This is a genomic window from Providencia sp. PROV109 (genome assembly GCF_033681625.1).
GTDB classification, from domain to species: Bacteria; Pseudomonadota; Gammaproteobacteria; order Enterobacterales; family Enterobacteriaceae; genus Providencia; species Providencia hangzhouensis.
Genome location: NZ_CP096320.1, coordinates 1,635,916 through 1,652,556, shown reverse-complemented (window position 1 = coordinate 1,652,556; position 16,641 = coordinate 1,635,916). Strand labels below are relative to the sequence as shown.

At 40.9% G+C, this 16,641-nt stretch carries 11 protein-coding genes; 5 read left to right on the top strand and 6 right to left on the bottom strand.

Translation table 11 applies throughout. The features are described 5' to 3' along the window. Positions 1-238: 238 nt before the first annotated feature. The gene (locus M1F25_RS07565) at positions 239-1,045 is read left to right on the top strand and encodes a BPSS1780 family membrane protein (RefSeq protein WP_004256309.1); all 807 of its coding nucleotides are present in this window, start codon (positions 239-241) and stop codon (positions 1,043-1,045) included. Positions 1,046-1,196: 151 nt separating this feature from the next. Beyond that, on the top strand, positions 1,197-2,090 hold the full coding sequence (locus M1F25_RS07560) for a LysR substrate-binding domain-containing protein (protein WP_004256323.1): 894 nt from the start codon (positions 1,197-1,199) through the stop codon (positions 2,088-2,090). Here M1F25_RS07560 and M1F25_RS07555 read toward each other — a convergent pair. From M1F25_RS07555 to lrp, 6 genes are all read right to left on the bottom strand, one after another. Then, positions 2,076-2,804 carry a sulfite exporter TauE/SafE family protein gene (locus M1F25_RS07555; RefSeq protein WP_181489548.1) on the bottom strand — a complete coding sequence of 243 codons (729 nt, stop codon included), beginning with the start codon at positions 2,802-2,804 and terminating at the stop codon, positions 2,076-2,078. The genes M1F25_RS07560 and M1F25_RS07555 overlap by 15 nt on opposite strands. A 183-nt stretch (positions 2,805-2,987) precedes the next feature. Further along, positions 2,988-4,280 (bottom strand): serine--tRNA ligase, encoded by a 1,293-nt coding sequence (gene serS, locus M1F25_RS07550; protein WP_004256329.1) that lies wholly within the window; start codon positions 4,278-4,280, stop codon positions 2,988-2,990. 108 nt (positions 4,281-4,388) lie between these two features. Beyond that, positions 4,389-5,732: a replication-associated recombination protein A gene (locus M1F25_RS07545; protein ID WP_004256330.1), complete on the bottom strand. Its 1,344-nt coding sequence runs from the start codon at positions 5,730-5,732 to the stop codon at positions 4,389-4,391. A gap of 86 nt (positions 5,733-5,818) precedes the next feature. Beyond that, positions 5,819-6,439, bottom strand: coding sequence for an outer membrane lipoprotein chaperone LolA (gene lolA / locus M1F25_RS07540; protein WP_004256331.1), 621 nt, complete (start codon positions 6,437-6,439; stop codon positions 5,819-5,821). Between the two features lie 88 nt (positions 6,440-6,527). Continuing rightward, on the bottom strand, positions 6,528-10,184 hold the full coding sequence (locus M1F25_RS07535) for a DNA translocase FtsK 4TM domain-containing protein (protein ID WP_181489547.1): 3,657 nt from the start codon (positions 10,182-10,184) through the stop codon (positions 6,528-6,530). Between the two features lie 424 nt (positions 10,185-10,608). Then, positions 10,609-11,103: a leucine-responsive transcriptional regulator Lrp gene (gene lrp, locus M1F25_RS07530; protein WP_004256338.1), complete on the bottom strand. Its 495-nt coding sequence runs from the start codon at positions 11,101-11,103 to the stop codon at positions 10,609-10,611. Positions 11,104-11,638: 535 nt separating this feature from the next. Here lrp and trxB point away from each other — a divergent pair. The 3 genes from trxB (at position 11,639) to cydD (ending at position 16,640) form a co-directional block, all read left to right on the top strand. Further along, positions 11,639-12,598, top strand: coding sequence for a thioredoxin-disulfide reductase (gene trxB / locus M1F25_RS07525; protein ID WP_004256339.1), 960 nt, complete (start codon positions 11,639-11,641; stop codon positions 12,596-12,598). Positions 12,599-12,780: 182 nt separating this feature from the next. Continuing rightward, a complete protein-coding gene (locus tag M1F25_RS07520; RefSeq protein ID WP_181489546.1) occupies positions 12,781-14,460 on the top strand; it encodes a DUF4153 domain-containing protein in 1,680 nt (559 codons plus the stop codon). 413 nt (positions 14,461-14,873) lie between these two features. Then, entirely contained in the window at positions 14,874-16,640 is a 1,767-nt protein-coding gene (cydD, locus tag M1F25_RS07515) for a heme ABC transporter permease/ATP-binding protein CydD (RefSeq protein ID WP_181489545.1), read from the top strand. Position 16,641 lies beyond the last annotated feature (1 nt).

The window sequence follows — 16,641 nt, the reverse complement described above, 5'->3', positions numbered from 1 at the left end:
TAAATATTCGTATTTTATTCAGTACATTAAGGAATAGATAACCGTCTTATTTCGATAGAAAATATTTTATACAAGAAAATTTTAATCAAAAATACCTTACCAGAATAGTCTGCTTTATAATAAGCTAACTTATCTGCATACTACTGCCGATAAGTTACAAGAATGAGTATAAGCTCAAAAAACTTATTAATAATAATATATCGCTAATTCACTACGACTAACAGGTTCCTTTTTTATCATGAATAATGAAAACTTCAGTGCAGATAACAATCCTGCACCTACAATTAACGCACAAACTCAAGCCGATACATTCGTTTTTCACGCAGAACCTCGCGCAGTAGATGCAGGTGAAGGTGTTAACTGGATCAGCCAATCATGGTCTCTCGTTAAAGAAAAACTGGGAATGTGGATCCTAATTAACATCGTTCTGTTTGCGGTGATCTTTATCATTTCAATGATCCCATTCTTGAACTTACTGATTACTTTTATTACACCTATTTTTATCGGTGGTATTATTGCTATCAGTGAAAATCAACGTAAAACAGGCCAAGCAGAAATCGGCTTATTATTTGCAGGCTTCCAAAATAAATTTGGTACCCTATTTGCCGTTGGAGCCATCAACTTTGCTGCTAACTTAGTAGGAATGATCATCGCATTTATTATCGGTGGTTCTGCAATGTTCGGTTTACTGATGGAAAGCAACCAATACGGTTCGCCATCTGACGCGGCTATCCTTGCGTCTTCAGGTACATTCTTCTTTGCAATCATCATAATGGCCATTGCAGCATTAGTGGGTACAGCCTTAACTTGGTTTGCTCCTGCATTAGTGATGAACCATGATTTCACTGTTGGCGCTGCAATCTCAGCAAGCTTACAAGCTGTTAAGAAAAACCTCCTACCAGGTATCCTGTTCTTTATCGTTTTATCAATCTTAATGATAATTTCAGTTATCCCATTAGGTTTAGGTTTATTAGTTTCTATGCCAATTATGTATGTTTGCTATTACAGCAGTTATCGCAGCCTGTTTTTCTCACAAGTAAAATAAACCAAAATCTAATGATTTGACGACTTTGTTAAATCATTAAATCTAAAAAAAGGAAAGCAATTGCTTTCCTTTTTGCTATCCCGAAAAAATTCACATATATTCCTTTAAATGATAATTTCCCTCTTCTTTTCATAATTTGGAGTTGTTTTCCATGTATTTCGATACCACTGATTTAAAACTGTGTGTTAATGTCGCCAATGCAGGAAGCATCACCCAAGGAGCGAAACTAACTTATCTTACACTGCAATCTGCAAGTGAACGAATACGTGGGTTAGAAAATGAATTAAACATCGATATATTTATTCGTTCAGTGAAAGGGGTTTCATTATCGAATGCAGGTCATGCATTTATTGAGCATGCGAAAACAATTTTGCAGCAAATTGAATTAATGCAAGATGAACTGCGAAAATATAGTCGACACCTGCGTGGGCATATTAATATTCTTTGTAATACTTCAGCTCAAATGGAATTTTTACCCGCCCGTGTTAGCGCTTATTTACGACAACAACCCACTATGTCTGTATCCGTGAAAGAAATGCCAAGTGCTAATATCGTCACTGCCATCAAAAATAAAATTGCAGATATTGGTATTATCGCAGATTCTACTGACCTCACTGGTCTGGATATTCGTCCATTCAGCTCAGATGAATTAGTCGTTTTTGCCCATAAAGATAGCCTTTGGGTAAGCCAAAAAAGCGTTCTATTTTCTGATATTATTGATGCTGAATTTATTGGTTTAATGGAAGATAACCCATTACAAAAGCATATTGATAATAACGCCAAACAGCAAGGCAAGCGGCTCAACTACCGGGTACGCATGCCAACACTAGATGCGGTAATGCAAGGGGTTAACGATGGAATTGGCATTGCTATTATTCCCAAACAAGCGGCACAGCGTAGTCAATTTTCTACTAGTAAAATACTGCAATTGACTGAAGATTGGGCATGCCGAAAATTAGTTATCTGCGCACGAGATTTCAGCCAATTACCTGATTATACCAACGAGTTTATTCATTTTTTAATTAAATGGTCATCTGAAAGCTAGTTTTGCCGTCATGTAAATCCCTAATCCGATTAACCCAATAAAAAAGCAACGACGGAATAATTTCTCGCTAATAATCTTGCGTAAATATTGACCAAGGTACATTCCACCAATAGCAGGTATTAAGGCAAAGGCAGATAAACTCCAATTAATATCATATTGTTGATGGCCAATGGATAACTTAATGGCTAATGCAACTGTTGATGCGGTAAATGCTAACCCTAGAGCCTGAATAAGCTCATCTTTATTTAATTTTAAGGTTTGCAAATAAGGCACTGCTGGAATAACAAATACTCCTGTAGCTGCTGTAATTACACCTGTAATATAACCCACTGTTGGCGAAAGCCATGTTTCATGTTTCTCGAAAGATGGCGTTTTTTTAGCAATTAAGCCCCAAATTCCATAGATAATAAGCACGATACCCAGTGCAGGTAGTGTCCAACGAGATGCCGAGGTTAAAGAAGGTAAAAAACTGAATAATGTGCCAAGCATGACCCCAATAATAAAACCACTGAGCCGTTTGATTAGTGCCATAAATTGTGGGCCAATCAATAATTGCCATATATTAGTAATTAATGACGGAATAATTAATAAGCTCGCAGCTGCAGCAGGCTCCATTGATGTGCTTAATAACCCCATCGCGATTGTTGGTAGGCCTAGCCCGATCACCCCTTTTACAATACCTGCCAATAAGAAAACACCAATAATTACACCCATCAATATCACCCCGATAAATTTACTTTACCGTAGATTAATGTCATGCATTGAATGCTGCTATTTGGAAAATATTGAGGGGGGATCAGGTTTAACCTGAGGATGCTTTTTCCAGAACACTTTAAATTTACACAAAAAAACGCGACTGTCGTCAGTCGCGCTTTATGTTTGAAAGAGTAACGGAAATTAACCGATGAACTCTAGCCCTTTCATATATGGGCGCAATACTTCTGGAACTTCAATACGGCCATCAGCTAATTGGTAGTTTTCTAAAATCGCCACCAATGTACGACCAACAGCTAAACCAGAACCATTCAGGGTATGAACAAGTTGTGTTTTCTTATCACTCTTACCGCGGAAACGCGCTTGCATACGACGCGCTTGGAAGTCCCACATGTTTGAACAAGATGAAATTTCACGATAAGTATTTTGCGCTGGTAACCACACTTCTAAGTCATAGGTTTTACGTGAACCAAAACCAATATCACCGGTGCACAAAATCACTTTACGATAAGGCAAGTTCAGTAATTGTAATACTTTTTCTGCATGACCAGTCAGCTCTTCCAATGCATCCATAGATTTTTCTGGATGAACGATTTGTACTAACTCAACTTTGTCGAACTGATGCATACGGATCAAACCGCGTGTATCACGGCCATAAGACCCTGCTTCAGAACGGAAACAAGGCGTATGTGCCGTCATTTTCAGAGGAAGTGAGTCTTCATCTAAAATTTCATCACGAACCAAGTTAGTCACTGGAACTTCTGCGGTTGGGATCAACGCATAAGTACTGCTGTCTGCTTCTTCTTCCAGTGGTTTAGTATGGAACAAATCTTCACCAAACTTTGGTAATTGGCCAGTTCCGTACAGTGTGTCATGGTTGACTAAATATGGAACATACAACTCTTGGTAACCATGTTGTTCAGTATGTAAGTCAAGCATAAATTGAGCCAAGGCACGATGCATGCGAGCAATTTGCCCTTTCATGACAACAAAACGTGCTCCTGTCAGTTTTACCGCAGCAGGGAAGTCTAAGCCACCAGATAACTCACCAAGGCTAACATGGTCTTTAACTTCGAAGTCATACTGGCGAGGTTCACCCCAACGAGCAACTTCAACGTTGTCAGAATCATCTTTACCATCAGGTACTTGGTCATCAGGGATGTTCGGGATACTCAAGGCAATATCACGGATTTCTTGTTGCAGCTTATCTAGCTCTGCTTTTGCAGAATCCAATTTTTCGCCTAATTGGTTAACTTCCAGACGTAATGGTTCGATATCTTCACCACGTGCCTTCGCCGCACCAATAGTTTTCGATCGCGAGTTACGGTCTGCTTGCAGGGTTTCAGTTTCAACTTGTAAAACTTTGCGGCGTTCTTCTAATTCACGCAGCTTTTCCACATCAAGGGTAAAACCCCTGCGAGCCAGTTTTTCAGCAACCGCGTCTAGCTCCGTACGCAGTAAATTGGGATCGAGCATGCTTATCCTGTGATTATTGTTAGTAATTAATGATACTTTTTGAGGTGCATTCCAGCACAACAAATAAAGTAAAGTATTTCGCTATATAACCTTACCGCATTGCCTAGTTTAGCGATAGCGTTTTGTAGTGCTAATTTGATCCTGTTGGGCTAACCAGTCTAATTTTTCAGCAAACTTGCCTTCTTGGCCCCGTTTCGTAGGGTAGTAATAACGTGTTGTTTGCATAGGTTCAGGAAAATAATTTTCTCCCGCAGCATATGCGTTAGGTTCATCATGCGCATAACGATATTCTTTCCCTGCCCCCATTTCTTTTAATAGTTTAGTTGGGGCATTTCGAAGATGTTCTGGCACATCGTAGTCCGGTTGCATTTGTGCATCTTTAATCGCTGCTTTATAGGCGGTATAAACCGCGTTACTTTTCGGCGCACAAGCTAAATAAACAATCGCTTGGGCAATTGCACGCTCGCCTTCGGCTGGCCCCACTCGCGTGAAGCAATCCCAAGCTGAAATGGCGACTTGCATCGCACGAGGATCCGCATTACCCACATCTTCTGATGCAATTGCAAGTAGCCGACGGGCAACATACAGAGGGTCACCACCCGCAGTAATAATCCTTGCAAACCAATACAGTGCAGCATCTGGTGCTGAGCCTCTAATCGACTTATGCAGAGCAGAGATTAAGTCGTAATAACGGTCGCCTTTGTTATCAAACCGTGCAGTACGTTCACCGCTAACTTCTTTTAACAGATCAGCGGTTAAAATACGCTGCCCTTGGCTATCAGCCTCTGCCATATCTGCCATCATTTCCAGGAGATTTAATGAACGCCTAGCATCCCCATTAACCAACTGAGCGACCATTTTGCGCGTGTTATCAGGCAGAACAATATTTTGCCCACCAAGGCCACGAGATGAATCTGCCAGTGCTTGTAACAAGACCTGTTCAATATCATTTTCTTCAAGGGATTTAAGCAAATACACCCTAGCACGTGATAATAACGCGGAATTTAATTCAAATGATGGGTTTTCAGTTGTTGCACCAATAAATGTAATCGTGCCATCTTCTATATGCGGTAAAAATGCATCTTGCTGGCTTTTATTAAAACGATGAACCTCATCGACAAATAAAATGGTTCTCCGCCCCGCACTGCGATTTTGCCGGGCTTTTTCGATGGATTCTCGAATTTCCTTAATACCAGAAGTAACTGCTGAAATACGTTCGATATCGGCTTGTGCATAATTACCAATAATTTCGGCAAGGGTTGTTTTACCTGTTCCAGGGGGCCCCCATAAAATCATGGAGTGCAGATGACCCGCTTTAATCGCACGTGGCAACGGCTTCCCCTCAGCCAATAAATGCTTTTGGCCAATATACTGTTCAAGGGTTTCAGGCCGCATTCTTGCTGCTAAAGGTTGAAATTCATTCTGCGAAAAATCAAGAGACAGGTTACCCACTATATCCTCTTTTTTACTTCTTAAAATATCTTATATATTAACCAGCAAGTATGAATACTGCTGGCTAATATTTTCTCTAATCAAGCTTATTTAGCATTTGAACGCTGGTCATCTAAAGTGACGCCTTTTGGTACTGTAAACTTGAATTTACTCGCATCAACGCGACCATTTTTTTGCTCTTTTAATTGATAAGCACTGGTTTGGCCATCTTGTTCAACCGCTGAAAACTGCTCAATCGTCCCTTCGGGAGAAACCGTAATGGAGAAACGTTTTAAAGTCCCATTAGTTTGTTTTGGTTTTAAATCAAACGTATTTCCCTGCTGAATGATTGAGTACTGTTTCCAATCTTTCGGGTCGTTACGTGTAATTAGTAGAAATGGCGTATCCTGCGTAGCATCTGCTAAATTAGTCACCGTCACTTGTTCTACGAACGGGTTATAAAACCACAAATCTTTACCATCTGACACCAATACGCTTTCATCAGGTGATGTCATGTTCCAATTAAATAAATTTGGGCGCTCAAGCCATAAATCCCCAACACCTTCTTGAACCAAATCCCCTTCAGGACTCGTCACCTTTTGCGAGAAGCTAGCTTGGAAGCTATTGACCTTATTCAAACGTTCTTGAAGGTCTTGGCTTGCGTCCGCCAATACTTGGCCAATATGTAAACTCAGGGCTAACGCACCCAATAACATCATTTTTTTCATCGATGAGAGACCTTAAAATTATTACCATAAGAGGTGTTACGTCTTTATACACCCCTTAAATTAAACCAGCAATTAGCACACTAAATTATTAATGCCCCATTGACGGAGGAGCAAGAACTTCACGGTTACCATTGTGCCCTTGCTCACTGACAATACCTTGGAGCTCCATTTGCTCAACAATCCTTGCAGCACGGTTATAACCTATCCTAAATTGGCGTTGAACCCCAGAAATGGAAACTCGTTGTTTCTCAACAACAAACTCTACAGCTTGGTCAAACAGCGGATCGAGCTCTTCGCCACCACTATCATAACCACCACCTTCGCTATCATCACTACAGGTTGTAATGCTATCAATATATTGTGGTTTACCGCGAGCTTTCCAATCATTCACAACGGCATGAACTTCTTGGTCACGGACAAAGGCGCCGTGCACCCGCACTGGAATTGAAGAGTTTGGTGGTAAATACAGCATATCCCCCATGCCTAGTAAAGATTCCGCGCCGCCTTGGTCAAGGATCGTGCGCGAGTCAATTTTACTGGATACCGTAAATGCAATCCGCGTTGGAATATTTGCTTTGATTAGTCCAGTAATGATATCAACCGATGGCCGTTGAGTTGCCAATACTAAATGAATGCCCGCGGCACGTGCTTTTTGTGCCAACCGTGCAATTAACTCTTCCACTTTTTTACCAGCTGTCATCATTAAGTCGGCAAATTCATCAACCATGACAACAATGTAAGGTTCTTTTTTCAGCATTGGGTGTTCTACATCCATGCTATCACCGGGTTTCCAATGTGGATCAGGAATTGGCCGCCCCATTTCTTCTGCTGCTTTAATGCGGTCGTTATAACCCGCTAGGTTACGTACCCCTAATGCAGACATGAGTTTATAACGGCGTTCCATTTCATTCACGCACCAGCGCAAGGCATTCGCCGCATCTTTCATGTCAGTAACCACTTCAGTCAATAGATGCGGAATACCTTCATAAATGGATAACTCCAGCATTTTCGGGTCAATCATGATAAAGCGAACATCTTCGGGTTTGGCTTTATACAAGATACTGAGGATCATTGCATTCACCCCAACCGACTTACCAGAGCCGGTTGTCCCCGCAACGAGTAAATGAGGCATTTTCGCTAAATCCGCAACAACAGGGTCACCTTCAATATCTTTACCCAATACAATAGTGAGAGGAGATGGGTTTTTGCGGAAATCATCGCAGTCTAAGACTTCACTTAGGTAAACGGTTTGCCGTTTCTCATTAGGGAGTTCGAGGCCTACATAAGGTTTACCCGGTATCACTTCTACAACACGTACGGCTACGGTTGATAACGAACGAGCAAGGTCACGTGACAATGTGGATATCCGTGCAGCTTTTACTCCCGGTGCGAGGTCAAGTTCAAACCGAGTAATGACAGGGCCTGGAGAAAAACCAACCACTTCAGCTTTAACGCGGTAATCATTAAGCCTTGCTTCAATCAACCTTGCTGTTTGTTCTAGTTTGAACATATCCACTGGCTCTTCTTGTGCTGGCGGACTTGCCAGCAAATCAAGAGACGGCATTGGCGTTGTTGGTTTTGGTAATGGTTGGTCATTACGCACTAAGAACGGGTGGAATAAGCTATCTTGCTGTGGCTGCTGTGGCTGCTGTGGCTGCTGTGGCTGCTGTGGCTGCTGTGGCTGCTGTGGCTGCTGTGGCTGCTGTGGCTGCTGTGGCTGCTGTGGCTGCTGTGGCTGCTGTGGCTGCTGTGGCTGCTGTGGCTGCCCAAAAGTTTGTGTTACTGATGGTGAGCTAGCAAGCCCTTCAGCGATATTATTTTGTGGGGTACCTGCTGTAACAGTAGTCGCGCTAAATGATGGCATAAATAATGGATCAGCTGGCTCGTTGTCAACCAAATCATCAACAGGGGTAAAACTATCCAGCACAGAGAACTCTTTTCTTAAATCAATTTTGGGCTCAAAGTCTTCTTGCTCTTGTGTAAACTGAGGTTGATAGCCATTATCCACGACTGGCACGGCCTCATCAGGCTCTGGAATTGTATGCGTATTATTGGATTGTTGTGAAGCTGACGCCCAACGGTGTTCAATTTCTGGCTGCGTAAATGCGCTGACTCTATTTTCAGTCATTGGCTCATTTTGTAATTGCTCATCATGCGAGTGCAGGCTATTAAGCGGTACATCATAATCAGTTTCATCAACTTCACCATAACGTTCACGTTGCTGTTCTAAGAACTGCGCTCGTAATAATTCGTCTTGTTGTGCCTCATCATCAGTTTCAGGTTGGTCAGACTCACTCGTAGACCACTGCTGATATATTTGTTCACGTTTAGAAGCCTCTTCTTCACGCCGCTGTAGTTCCGCATCACGTAACGATGGAATGCGAATACCATATAACTCACGACGAGTCGGTAAACGAACAGGATTTGGCCGTGGAAGCTCCGGCTCCATATTTTGTTTAACCTGAGCATGGCGCTCCAGTGCAGCGACTGAAATACCCGCAGCCGCTAATGCAGCTGGATTAGAGACCCTTTCAGTAACTGATGATGGAATAAAACTTTCTGTTGTACTTGAAGAGTCAAGTGGGAGCACTGATGTTGCTTGAGCTTCAAACGCAGCTTGATTAACAGGTGTTTCTTGTTTATCCGAATATTCTTGATAAGCGGTATTATCTTGTTTTTGTTGTTCTATTTGTTGATTATGCTGAACACTTAACATCGGTTCTTCTGGTGCAACATACGGTGACGCTTGAACTAACGGCTCATTAACGGTATCTGATGTTGAATCAAAACTTGCACCGAGCTTAGGCTGGTAATCTTCTGGTACTTCAAAATGATATGTGCTCGGCTCATCCACTGCAGAGAAAGCAGGTACCGAATCTTGCTCTGATGTGTTTTGATTCACTGAAGGAATTGGGTTTTCTATAGTAGCAACCGCTTCACCCGTATTTTTTTCCGTTGTTGGAGCGACTTCAGTGACTAATTCAGCCACAGTGGGTGCGGAAAACAAAACATCATCCGCATCAATATTTTCTAGGCTGTCATTGGCTCTGTGCTCAGCTTCTTGCGCACGCTGTAAAGCTCCTTCAGTTTCTTCAACGTCGTAATCATAGTTATCTAAATCGTCTCCCCTCGCTCGATTTGTTAGCAAAGTAATAGGGAGAAGTACCGCTGCACCAATTTTTTCTGCGATTGTAAGCCATGACCATCCCGTAAACAGCGTAAAGCTTATCGCCCATAAAAACAGCAATGCTAACGTAGCACCTAATGAATTGAACCACGGCATAATTGCATTACTAAATACACTGCCAATCACACCACCAGAGGCGAAATTAGGTAAGTCGTCAAAATTGAGAGCCGCAAGCCCACAAGAAGATAAAATAAGTGCTAAACCACCTATTAATCTTAACGATAAAGAGAAAAAATCAATATATCGGCGCCGACTTTCATATTGGAAAATCGCCCAGCAGCCTAGGAGTAATAGTGCAGGAATGGCAAATGCAAGAATACCAAAAGCAGAGAAAAGAATATCTGCACTCCATGAACCTACACTACCCCCTAAATTCTTCACTGGGGCATTCCAAGTGGTCTGTGACCAGCTTGGATCTGAAGGGCTGAAGCTCAATAAAGCCACCATTAAGAAGAGTGCGCTCAAGCATATTGCGAGCAAAATAACCTCTAATAGCCGTCTTCCGCTACTTAGTTTTTTAAATTTGATATGTTTATCTTCTGTATATTCTTGGCTCATTATTATTTCTTTGCTAACTGATGTTCTTGACTAACCTAGGTTTATTCTACCATTAAACGCCTGACTCTGCCTGTTTTACAGCGACTAAGAGATATCAAGGCTTCACAAAAGCACTAAGGTGCAGTATTCCATCTAATGTATGATGATTCAATTTCTATTTCTCGTCAAAAATCCTAAATATTTATAGCTTTAGAATCAATAAATTGGAAATAAAACTTATCAGTTGCTAAGTAATTTACGTAAAACAAAGTAGAAAGGCATGGATAGCAGCCAGTTGAAGCTGTGAAACAGCAAAATATTACGTTTTTATAAAGCAACAAATGAGGTGAGAAAAACGGAACAACGCTGAGTAAACTCAGCGTTGAAACTGCAGTGCGGCAACAAAGCTGAAATGCTGTGCTGAAGCGAGGTTAAAAAGCACTAATTAGCGAGTTTTGATCACTAAACGGTTGCTTTGTTTAACTTCTTCCATAACTACATAGGTGCGAGTGTCGTTTACGCCTGGTAAACGTAACAGAGTTTCACCTAACAGTTTACGATATGCGGACATATCTGGCACACGCGTTTTCAACAGGTAGTCAAAGTCACCAGAAACCAAGTGGCATTCCTGAATTTCTTCCAGTTTTTGAACTGCTGTATTGAATTGCTCAAATACATCCGCAGCACCACGGTTAAGTGTGATTTCAACAAACACGAGCAAAGATGCATCTAAGTAGTGTGGATTTAGTAACGCAGTATAGCCAGAGATAAATCCTTGTCTCTCAAGGCGACGTACACGCTCTAAACAAGGTGTTGGAGATAAACCAACTCGTTTAGATAACTCTACGTTAGAAATTCGCCCGTCTTTTTGTAGTTCGTTTAATATATTCCTGTCGATACGGTCAAGGTCTTTGCCAGGACGCTTTTTATTGTCAATCATCTCTTTATCTCTCTTTCTCTAATTGTTATTTTCTACATCTAAAAATAAGCACCTTAGCCACCACCTTTTTTATTTAGGAATTCGTGTTCAGGAGCAAATTTTATTCATAATGCTGAAGTTAGTGTGAATGTAATTATCACCCACAATGTTTACTTGTATTTTAAATTTGTAAGTAGTGTAAAGTTAATTTTCCAGCAAGAACAAAAATGCGCCATTTCCATTGATCAGCTAGATAATTAACTCTTACACTGATGTTTTCGCAAATGCGCAGCCGATTGTCAAAGCAAATGAATAAAAATCAGTACAAGATTTCGCTTTTTTTTCTAGTAAAACGTTTCGCAGCCTTAATTCAAGATAATTCCTAAAAATTGTGATGCGTGACACAAGCAACTTTTTGTCATATTTTTTTACATTTTGTCGGTATTACCTATTGATGAAATAAGCCAAATGAAACTAAGTCGCACTTAAACCACTTTTGTTAACCTCTTATTTCTCCTACAATCTGATAAATGCTTTTTAGATTAAAGAGGAATTCATGAGCACAACAACACATCGCAAGTTAATCATTCTTGGTTCTGGCCCTGCGGGCTATACTGCGGCTGTCTATGCTGCACGTGCAAACTTAAACCCAGCATTGATTACTGGGGTGGAAAAAGGCGGTCAATTGACCACCACAACTGAAGTTGAAAACTGGCCTGGTGACCCAGAAGGTTTAACCGGTCCAGGGCTTATGGAACGCATGCATGAGCACGCGTCAAAATTTGACACCGAAATCATATCTGACCATATCCAAAAAGTGGACTTAAAACAACGTCCTTTCCGTTTAATTGGCGATGAAAATGAATATACCTGCGATGCATTAATTATTGCAACAGGGGCTTCCGCTCGTTATATCGGCCTACCTTCAGAAGAAGCGTTCAAAGGCCGTGGCGTTTCAGCTTGTGCAACCTGTGACGGTTTCTTCTATCGTAACCAAAAAGTCGCTGTCGTTGGTGGCGGAAACACTGCGGTAGAAGAAGCATTGTACCTTTCTAATATTGCTTCAGAAGTTCATTTAATTCATCGTCGTGATAGTTTCCGTGCAGAAAAAATCCTGATTAATCGTTTAATGGATAAAGTTGAGAACGGTAATATTATTCTGCATACCGACCGCACATTAAATGAAGTATTAGGTGATGATATGGGCGTGACGGGTGTGCGCTTAGAATGTACTAAAACACATGCAACAGAAGATATCCCTGTTATGGGGGCATTTATTGCCATCGGCCACAGCCCAAATACAGCTATTTTTGAAGGCCAATTAGATTTAGACAACGGTTATATTAAAGTGCAATCTGGCACCCAAGGCAATGCAACTCAAACTTCTGTTGAAGGTGTGTTCGCGGCTGGTGATGTCATGGACCATATATACCGCCAAGCAATTACCTCTGCGGGCACAGGTTGTATGGCAGCCTTAGATGCAGAACGTTATCTTGATGGCTTAGCATCAAAATAATCAATAAGTGATTGTAATTTAGATAGGCTTCAATTTTTCCTCAATTGAAGCCTTTTTTATTACTTATACTCCCCATCCTAACTATTGGTTTTGCATATATTTTTAAGACCAAGTTTATATTGTACTTTTTTAATACTGCCTATACTGTTTTTACATAACATTAATTAATATAAGGTGTAGGTATGGGGCAACAATTAGAACGTGATGCCATTCGCGGTTATTCTTATTTTATTATTGTCATACTTGCCGTGATTCAAGGCATCGTCATCACAGCCACTACTGATTACTCTATCCGCCTAGAAAGCCAACTAAGCGCCACCACCCTATATCTGCCTATTTTGCTCGCCATTTTTGTTCCTTCAGCAATCAGTTACCTAATTACCAATGCAAAATCCGCTATTTTTTATCTCAACATTGCGGTCATTATTGGGTTAATTTTCTGGCTCAATTACTGGCATGCCCAAGACTTTCTAAATTCTTCAGATACAGACCCATTCTTCGCCTTTATCACCCTCACCGTCCTGCTCTTTTTTATACTTCCTTGGATGCAATCGTGGCAAACCACAAGAACATGGAAAATTGATTACGGTTGCTTAATGGGGCTATATATTAAAAATACCTTTCTGGGTATTCTCGCTTCTATAATCGGTGGGTTGCTAACATTAATCGTAAAAATAGCCAGTTTTTTATTTGGCATTGTTAACCTAACTTTTTTGAGTGAAGCTCTTGATAACGACGTTATCTATTGGGTGAGCTTTGCCCTTGGGTTCAACGTGAGTTTAGCTTTTTTACGCACAGCACTGAATGTACAACTCAGTAATTTTGTTAGCTTTATTGCGCGTTTTTTCTTACCTCTATTGAATATTGTTGCTGTTATTTTCTTAGGCGGTTTCGTTGTTTCATACTTTTCAGGTTTAACCTCTGCAGGCTTAGGCTCCGCAGTAATGCTGTGGTTTTTAATTTTAAACCTTATTTTTATCAATTTCGTGTATGGCGATGGCACAACTCAATATCAATTCCGTGCGGGTCTCAACGGTTTTGTCTTAATTAGCATTATGTTACTTAATGCATTTTCAGTGCTTTCGCTCTATGGAATTTTAGTACGAGTTAACCAGTATAGTTGGAGTGTTGAGCGCCTATACGCCTTTACTATTGCCCTATTCCTATTTGTATTGATTTTTGCTTATAGCATCGCAATTATCTATAAAAAATCAGCCTGGATGTCCTATTTAGGCCCTATCAATAAAGCGGGAATTTTGTCTCTAATTGCCATTATATTGGTCATTAACAGCCCTATTGCTGATTTTAAACGCATCACACTAAACAGTATTCTTGCCGGCGTTGAAAATGGCAAAATTAAAGTCAATAGCTCGCTTGCTTATGACTTAAAACAATTAGGTGAGAAAGGGCAACAAGCTTTTGAAAAACTCAATAACAACCCTGAATATCAAAAACTATTCCAAACCAGCCCTTATGAAGAAGAACAGCGCAGATCGCTAAAATCAGTATTAATTCAAGCTCAAAATAGCCCTGCAATACCGAAGAGTTGGTTCGACCTCGGGGAAAACCTTAGTAGTGCTTGGTATTGTACCTCACAATACGACCCATACCCGTGTGTAGGCTTTATGGCCGATGTTAACCAAAACAATCAAGATGATGTGGTTATGTGCTATTCCTATCCAAGTAGCTCTAGTATTGATTGTAATATATGGCAACAAACGGAACAAACCTGGGAGTTAATGGATACGCAAACTCGCTCATTTAATACCATGAAAGAAAAAGATCAGGCTTGGGATAATTTATTAAAAGGAAACTATGAATTAAAACCCAAAGAATGGTTAATGATAGACCCCACATTCTAATTGTAGTGAAAAATGCCGATGGCTTAACATTTCTTTGTTAAGCCACCTTTTTATTACGTAGAAATACAGTAATATCCCAATATCATTACATCTAAAAATTTACTGAAATATTAAATTTACCTTTATAAAACAATTTAATAACAAAGCACAACTCACTTTAAATAACCCACTTTTATTAGGTAACATATCGTGATGAAGCTGTTATGATGTACTCTAATACTCGAATTTATGGGTAAGATCAAAAACGCAGATTTTCTTATAATCACCAATTGCGTTACCAGATCAAAAGTTATCGTTCTCATGCTGTTTAAAACAGGTCAACTGCAATATCACGCATGATAAAAACAACGTTAGGGTGATATTTCCTAACTATACTCAATGACATTAAAACTACACCTGCTAACTAAATCATTATGGATAAATCAAGACAGACTGAATTGGTACGTTGGTTAAAACAATACAGTGCCCCTGCCAAGCGCTGGTTGCGGATCTCTATGTTACTAGGCATTTTGAGTGGATTACTGATTATTGCTCAAGCTTGGTTCTTAGCTGTTATCTTACAAGCATTGATTATGGATAACGTTCCTCGAGAACAGTTATTAACCCCTTTTGTTCTTCTGCTTTGCGTTTTTATCTTACGCGCAATTGTCACTTATGTACGAGAACGCGTTGGCTTTCGTTGTGGCCAAGTGGTGCGCCAAGAAATACGTACCATGGTACTCGATAAACTTCAAGAACTCGGCCCTGTGTGGGTTAAAGGTAAGCCAGCGGGTAACTGGGCTACAATTATTCTTGAACAAATTGAAGATATGCAAGACTACTATTCGCGCTATCTTCCTCAAATGTATTTAGCTGGGATCATCCCCATTATGATCCTGATTGCTATTTTCCCCTTTAACTGGGCTGCAGCACTCATTTTATTCGTCACTGCCCCGCTGATTCCTATCTTTATGGCATTAGTCGGATTAGGCGCTGCGGATGCTAACCGTCGTAACTTTATTGCCTTAGGTCGTTTAAGCGGGAGTTTTCTCGATAGATTACGAGGCCTTGATACCTTACGGTTATTTTTTCGTGAAAAAGCAGAGATTAAGCAAATTCGTGAATCAACAGAAGATTTTCGTTCCAGAACGATGGAAGTATTGAGGATGGCATTTCTGTCTTCTGGCGTACTTGAATTTTTTGCATCGATTTCTATTGCTGTTGTTGCTGTCTATTTTGGTTTTTCCTACCTGGGCGAAATGAACTTCGGTAGCTATGGTTTACCTGTCACGCTATTTGCAGGTTTTCTTGCCCTGATACTTTCGCCAGAGTTTTTCCAACCATTACGTGACCTTGGCACATACTACCACGCCAAAGCGCAAGCTGTTGGTGCCGCTGAAACACTCGAAACACTATTAAACAGTGAGGGCGAACAAAAAGCTCAACAAGGAACCCAAACACTGAGTGATGAGGCTATCTATATTCAGGCTAAACAATTAGAAATTTTATCCCATGATGGTGTGCGCCTTGCTGGGCCATTAGATTTCAATATTGAGCCACAACAACGTATTGCAATTGTTGGTCAAAGTGGTGCGGGAAAAAGCTCATTACTGAATTTATTGTTAGGCTTTTTGCCTTATCGCGGTTCCATCACCATAAATGGTGTTGAACTTCGTGAATTATGCCCTGATAAATGGCGTGAATTACTCGGTTGGGTTGGGCAAAACCCTCACCTTCCAGAGCAAACACTGGTTGAAAACATCTGTTTAGGCAAGCCAAATGCTACAGAAGCGGAAATTCAACAGGCGATTGATAATGCATATGTTTCCGAATTCTTAGCCCATTTGCCTGATGGCCTAAATACCAAGCTGGGTGACTATGCCGCTCGCCTTTCGGTCGGGCAAGCTCAGCGAGTTGCCGTTGCACGAACCCTGTTGAAACCCTCTCGTATGCTCCTTCTAGATGAGCCTGCTGCGAGCTTAGACTCCCACAGCGAACAACGTGTTATGCAAACACTTAACCAGCTATCAAGTCAGCAAACGACCCTTTTAGTCACCCATTTACTGGAAGAAACCCTTGATTATGACCAAATTTGGGTAATGGCTAACGGGCAAATCATTCAACAAGGTAATTACACACAGTTAAGCAAGTCAGAAGGCGCTTTTGCCCAGTTACTTGCCCATCGCAGTGAGGAGCTTTGAT

Coding starts and splice junctions, on each gene's coding strand:
- M1F25_RS07555 (WP_181489548.1), bottom strand. CDS start 2,804: ATGGGTGTAATTATTGGTGTTTTCTTATTGGCAGGTATTGTAAAAGGG.
- trxB (WP_004256339.1), top strand. CDS start 11,639: ATGAGCACAACAACACATCGCAAGTTAATCATTCTTGGTTCTGGCCCT.
- M1F25_RS07560 (WP_004256323.1), top strand. CDS start 1,197: ATGTATTTCGATACCACTGATTTAAAACTGTGTGTTAATGTCGCCAAT.
- serS (WP_004256329.1), bottom strand. CDS start 4,280: ATGCTCGATCCCAATTTACTGCGTACGGAGCTAGACGCGGTTGCTGAA.
- cydD (WP_181489545.1), top strand. CDS start 14,874: ATGGATAAATCAAGACAGACTGAATTGGTACGTTGGTTAAAACAATAC.
- lrp (WP_004256338.1), bottom strand. CDS start 11,103: ATGATTGACAATAAAAAGCGTCCTGGCAAAGACCTTGACCGTATCGAC.
- M1F25_RS07565 (WP_004256309.1), top strand. CDS start 239: ATGAATAATGAAAACTTCAGTGCAGATAACAATCCTGCACCTACAATT.
- lolA (WP_004256331.1), bottom strand. CDS start 6,439: ATGAAAAAAATGATGTTATTGGGTGCGTTAGCCCTGAGTTTACATATT.
- M1F25_RS07535 (WP_181489547.1), bottom strand. CDS start 10,184: ATGAGCCAAGAATATACAGAAGATAAACATATCAAATTTAAAAAACTA.
- M1F25_RS07520 (WP_181489546.1), top strand. CDS start 12,781: ATGGGGCAACAATTAGAACGTGATGCCATTCGCGGTTATTCTTATTTT.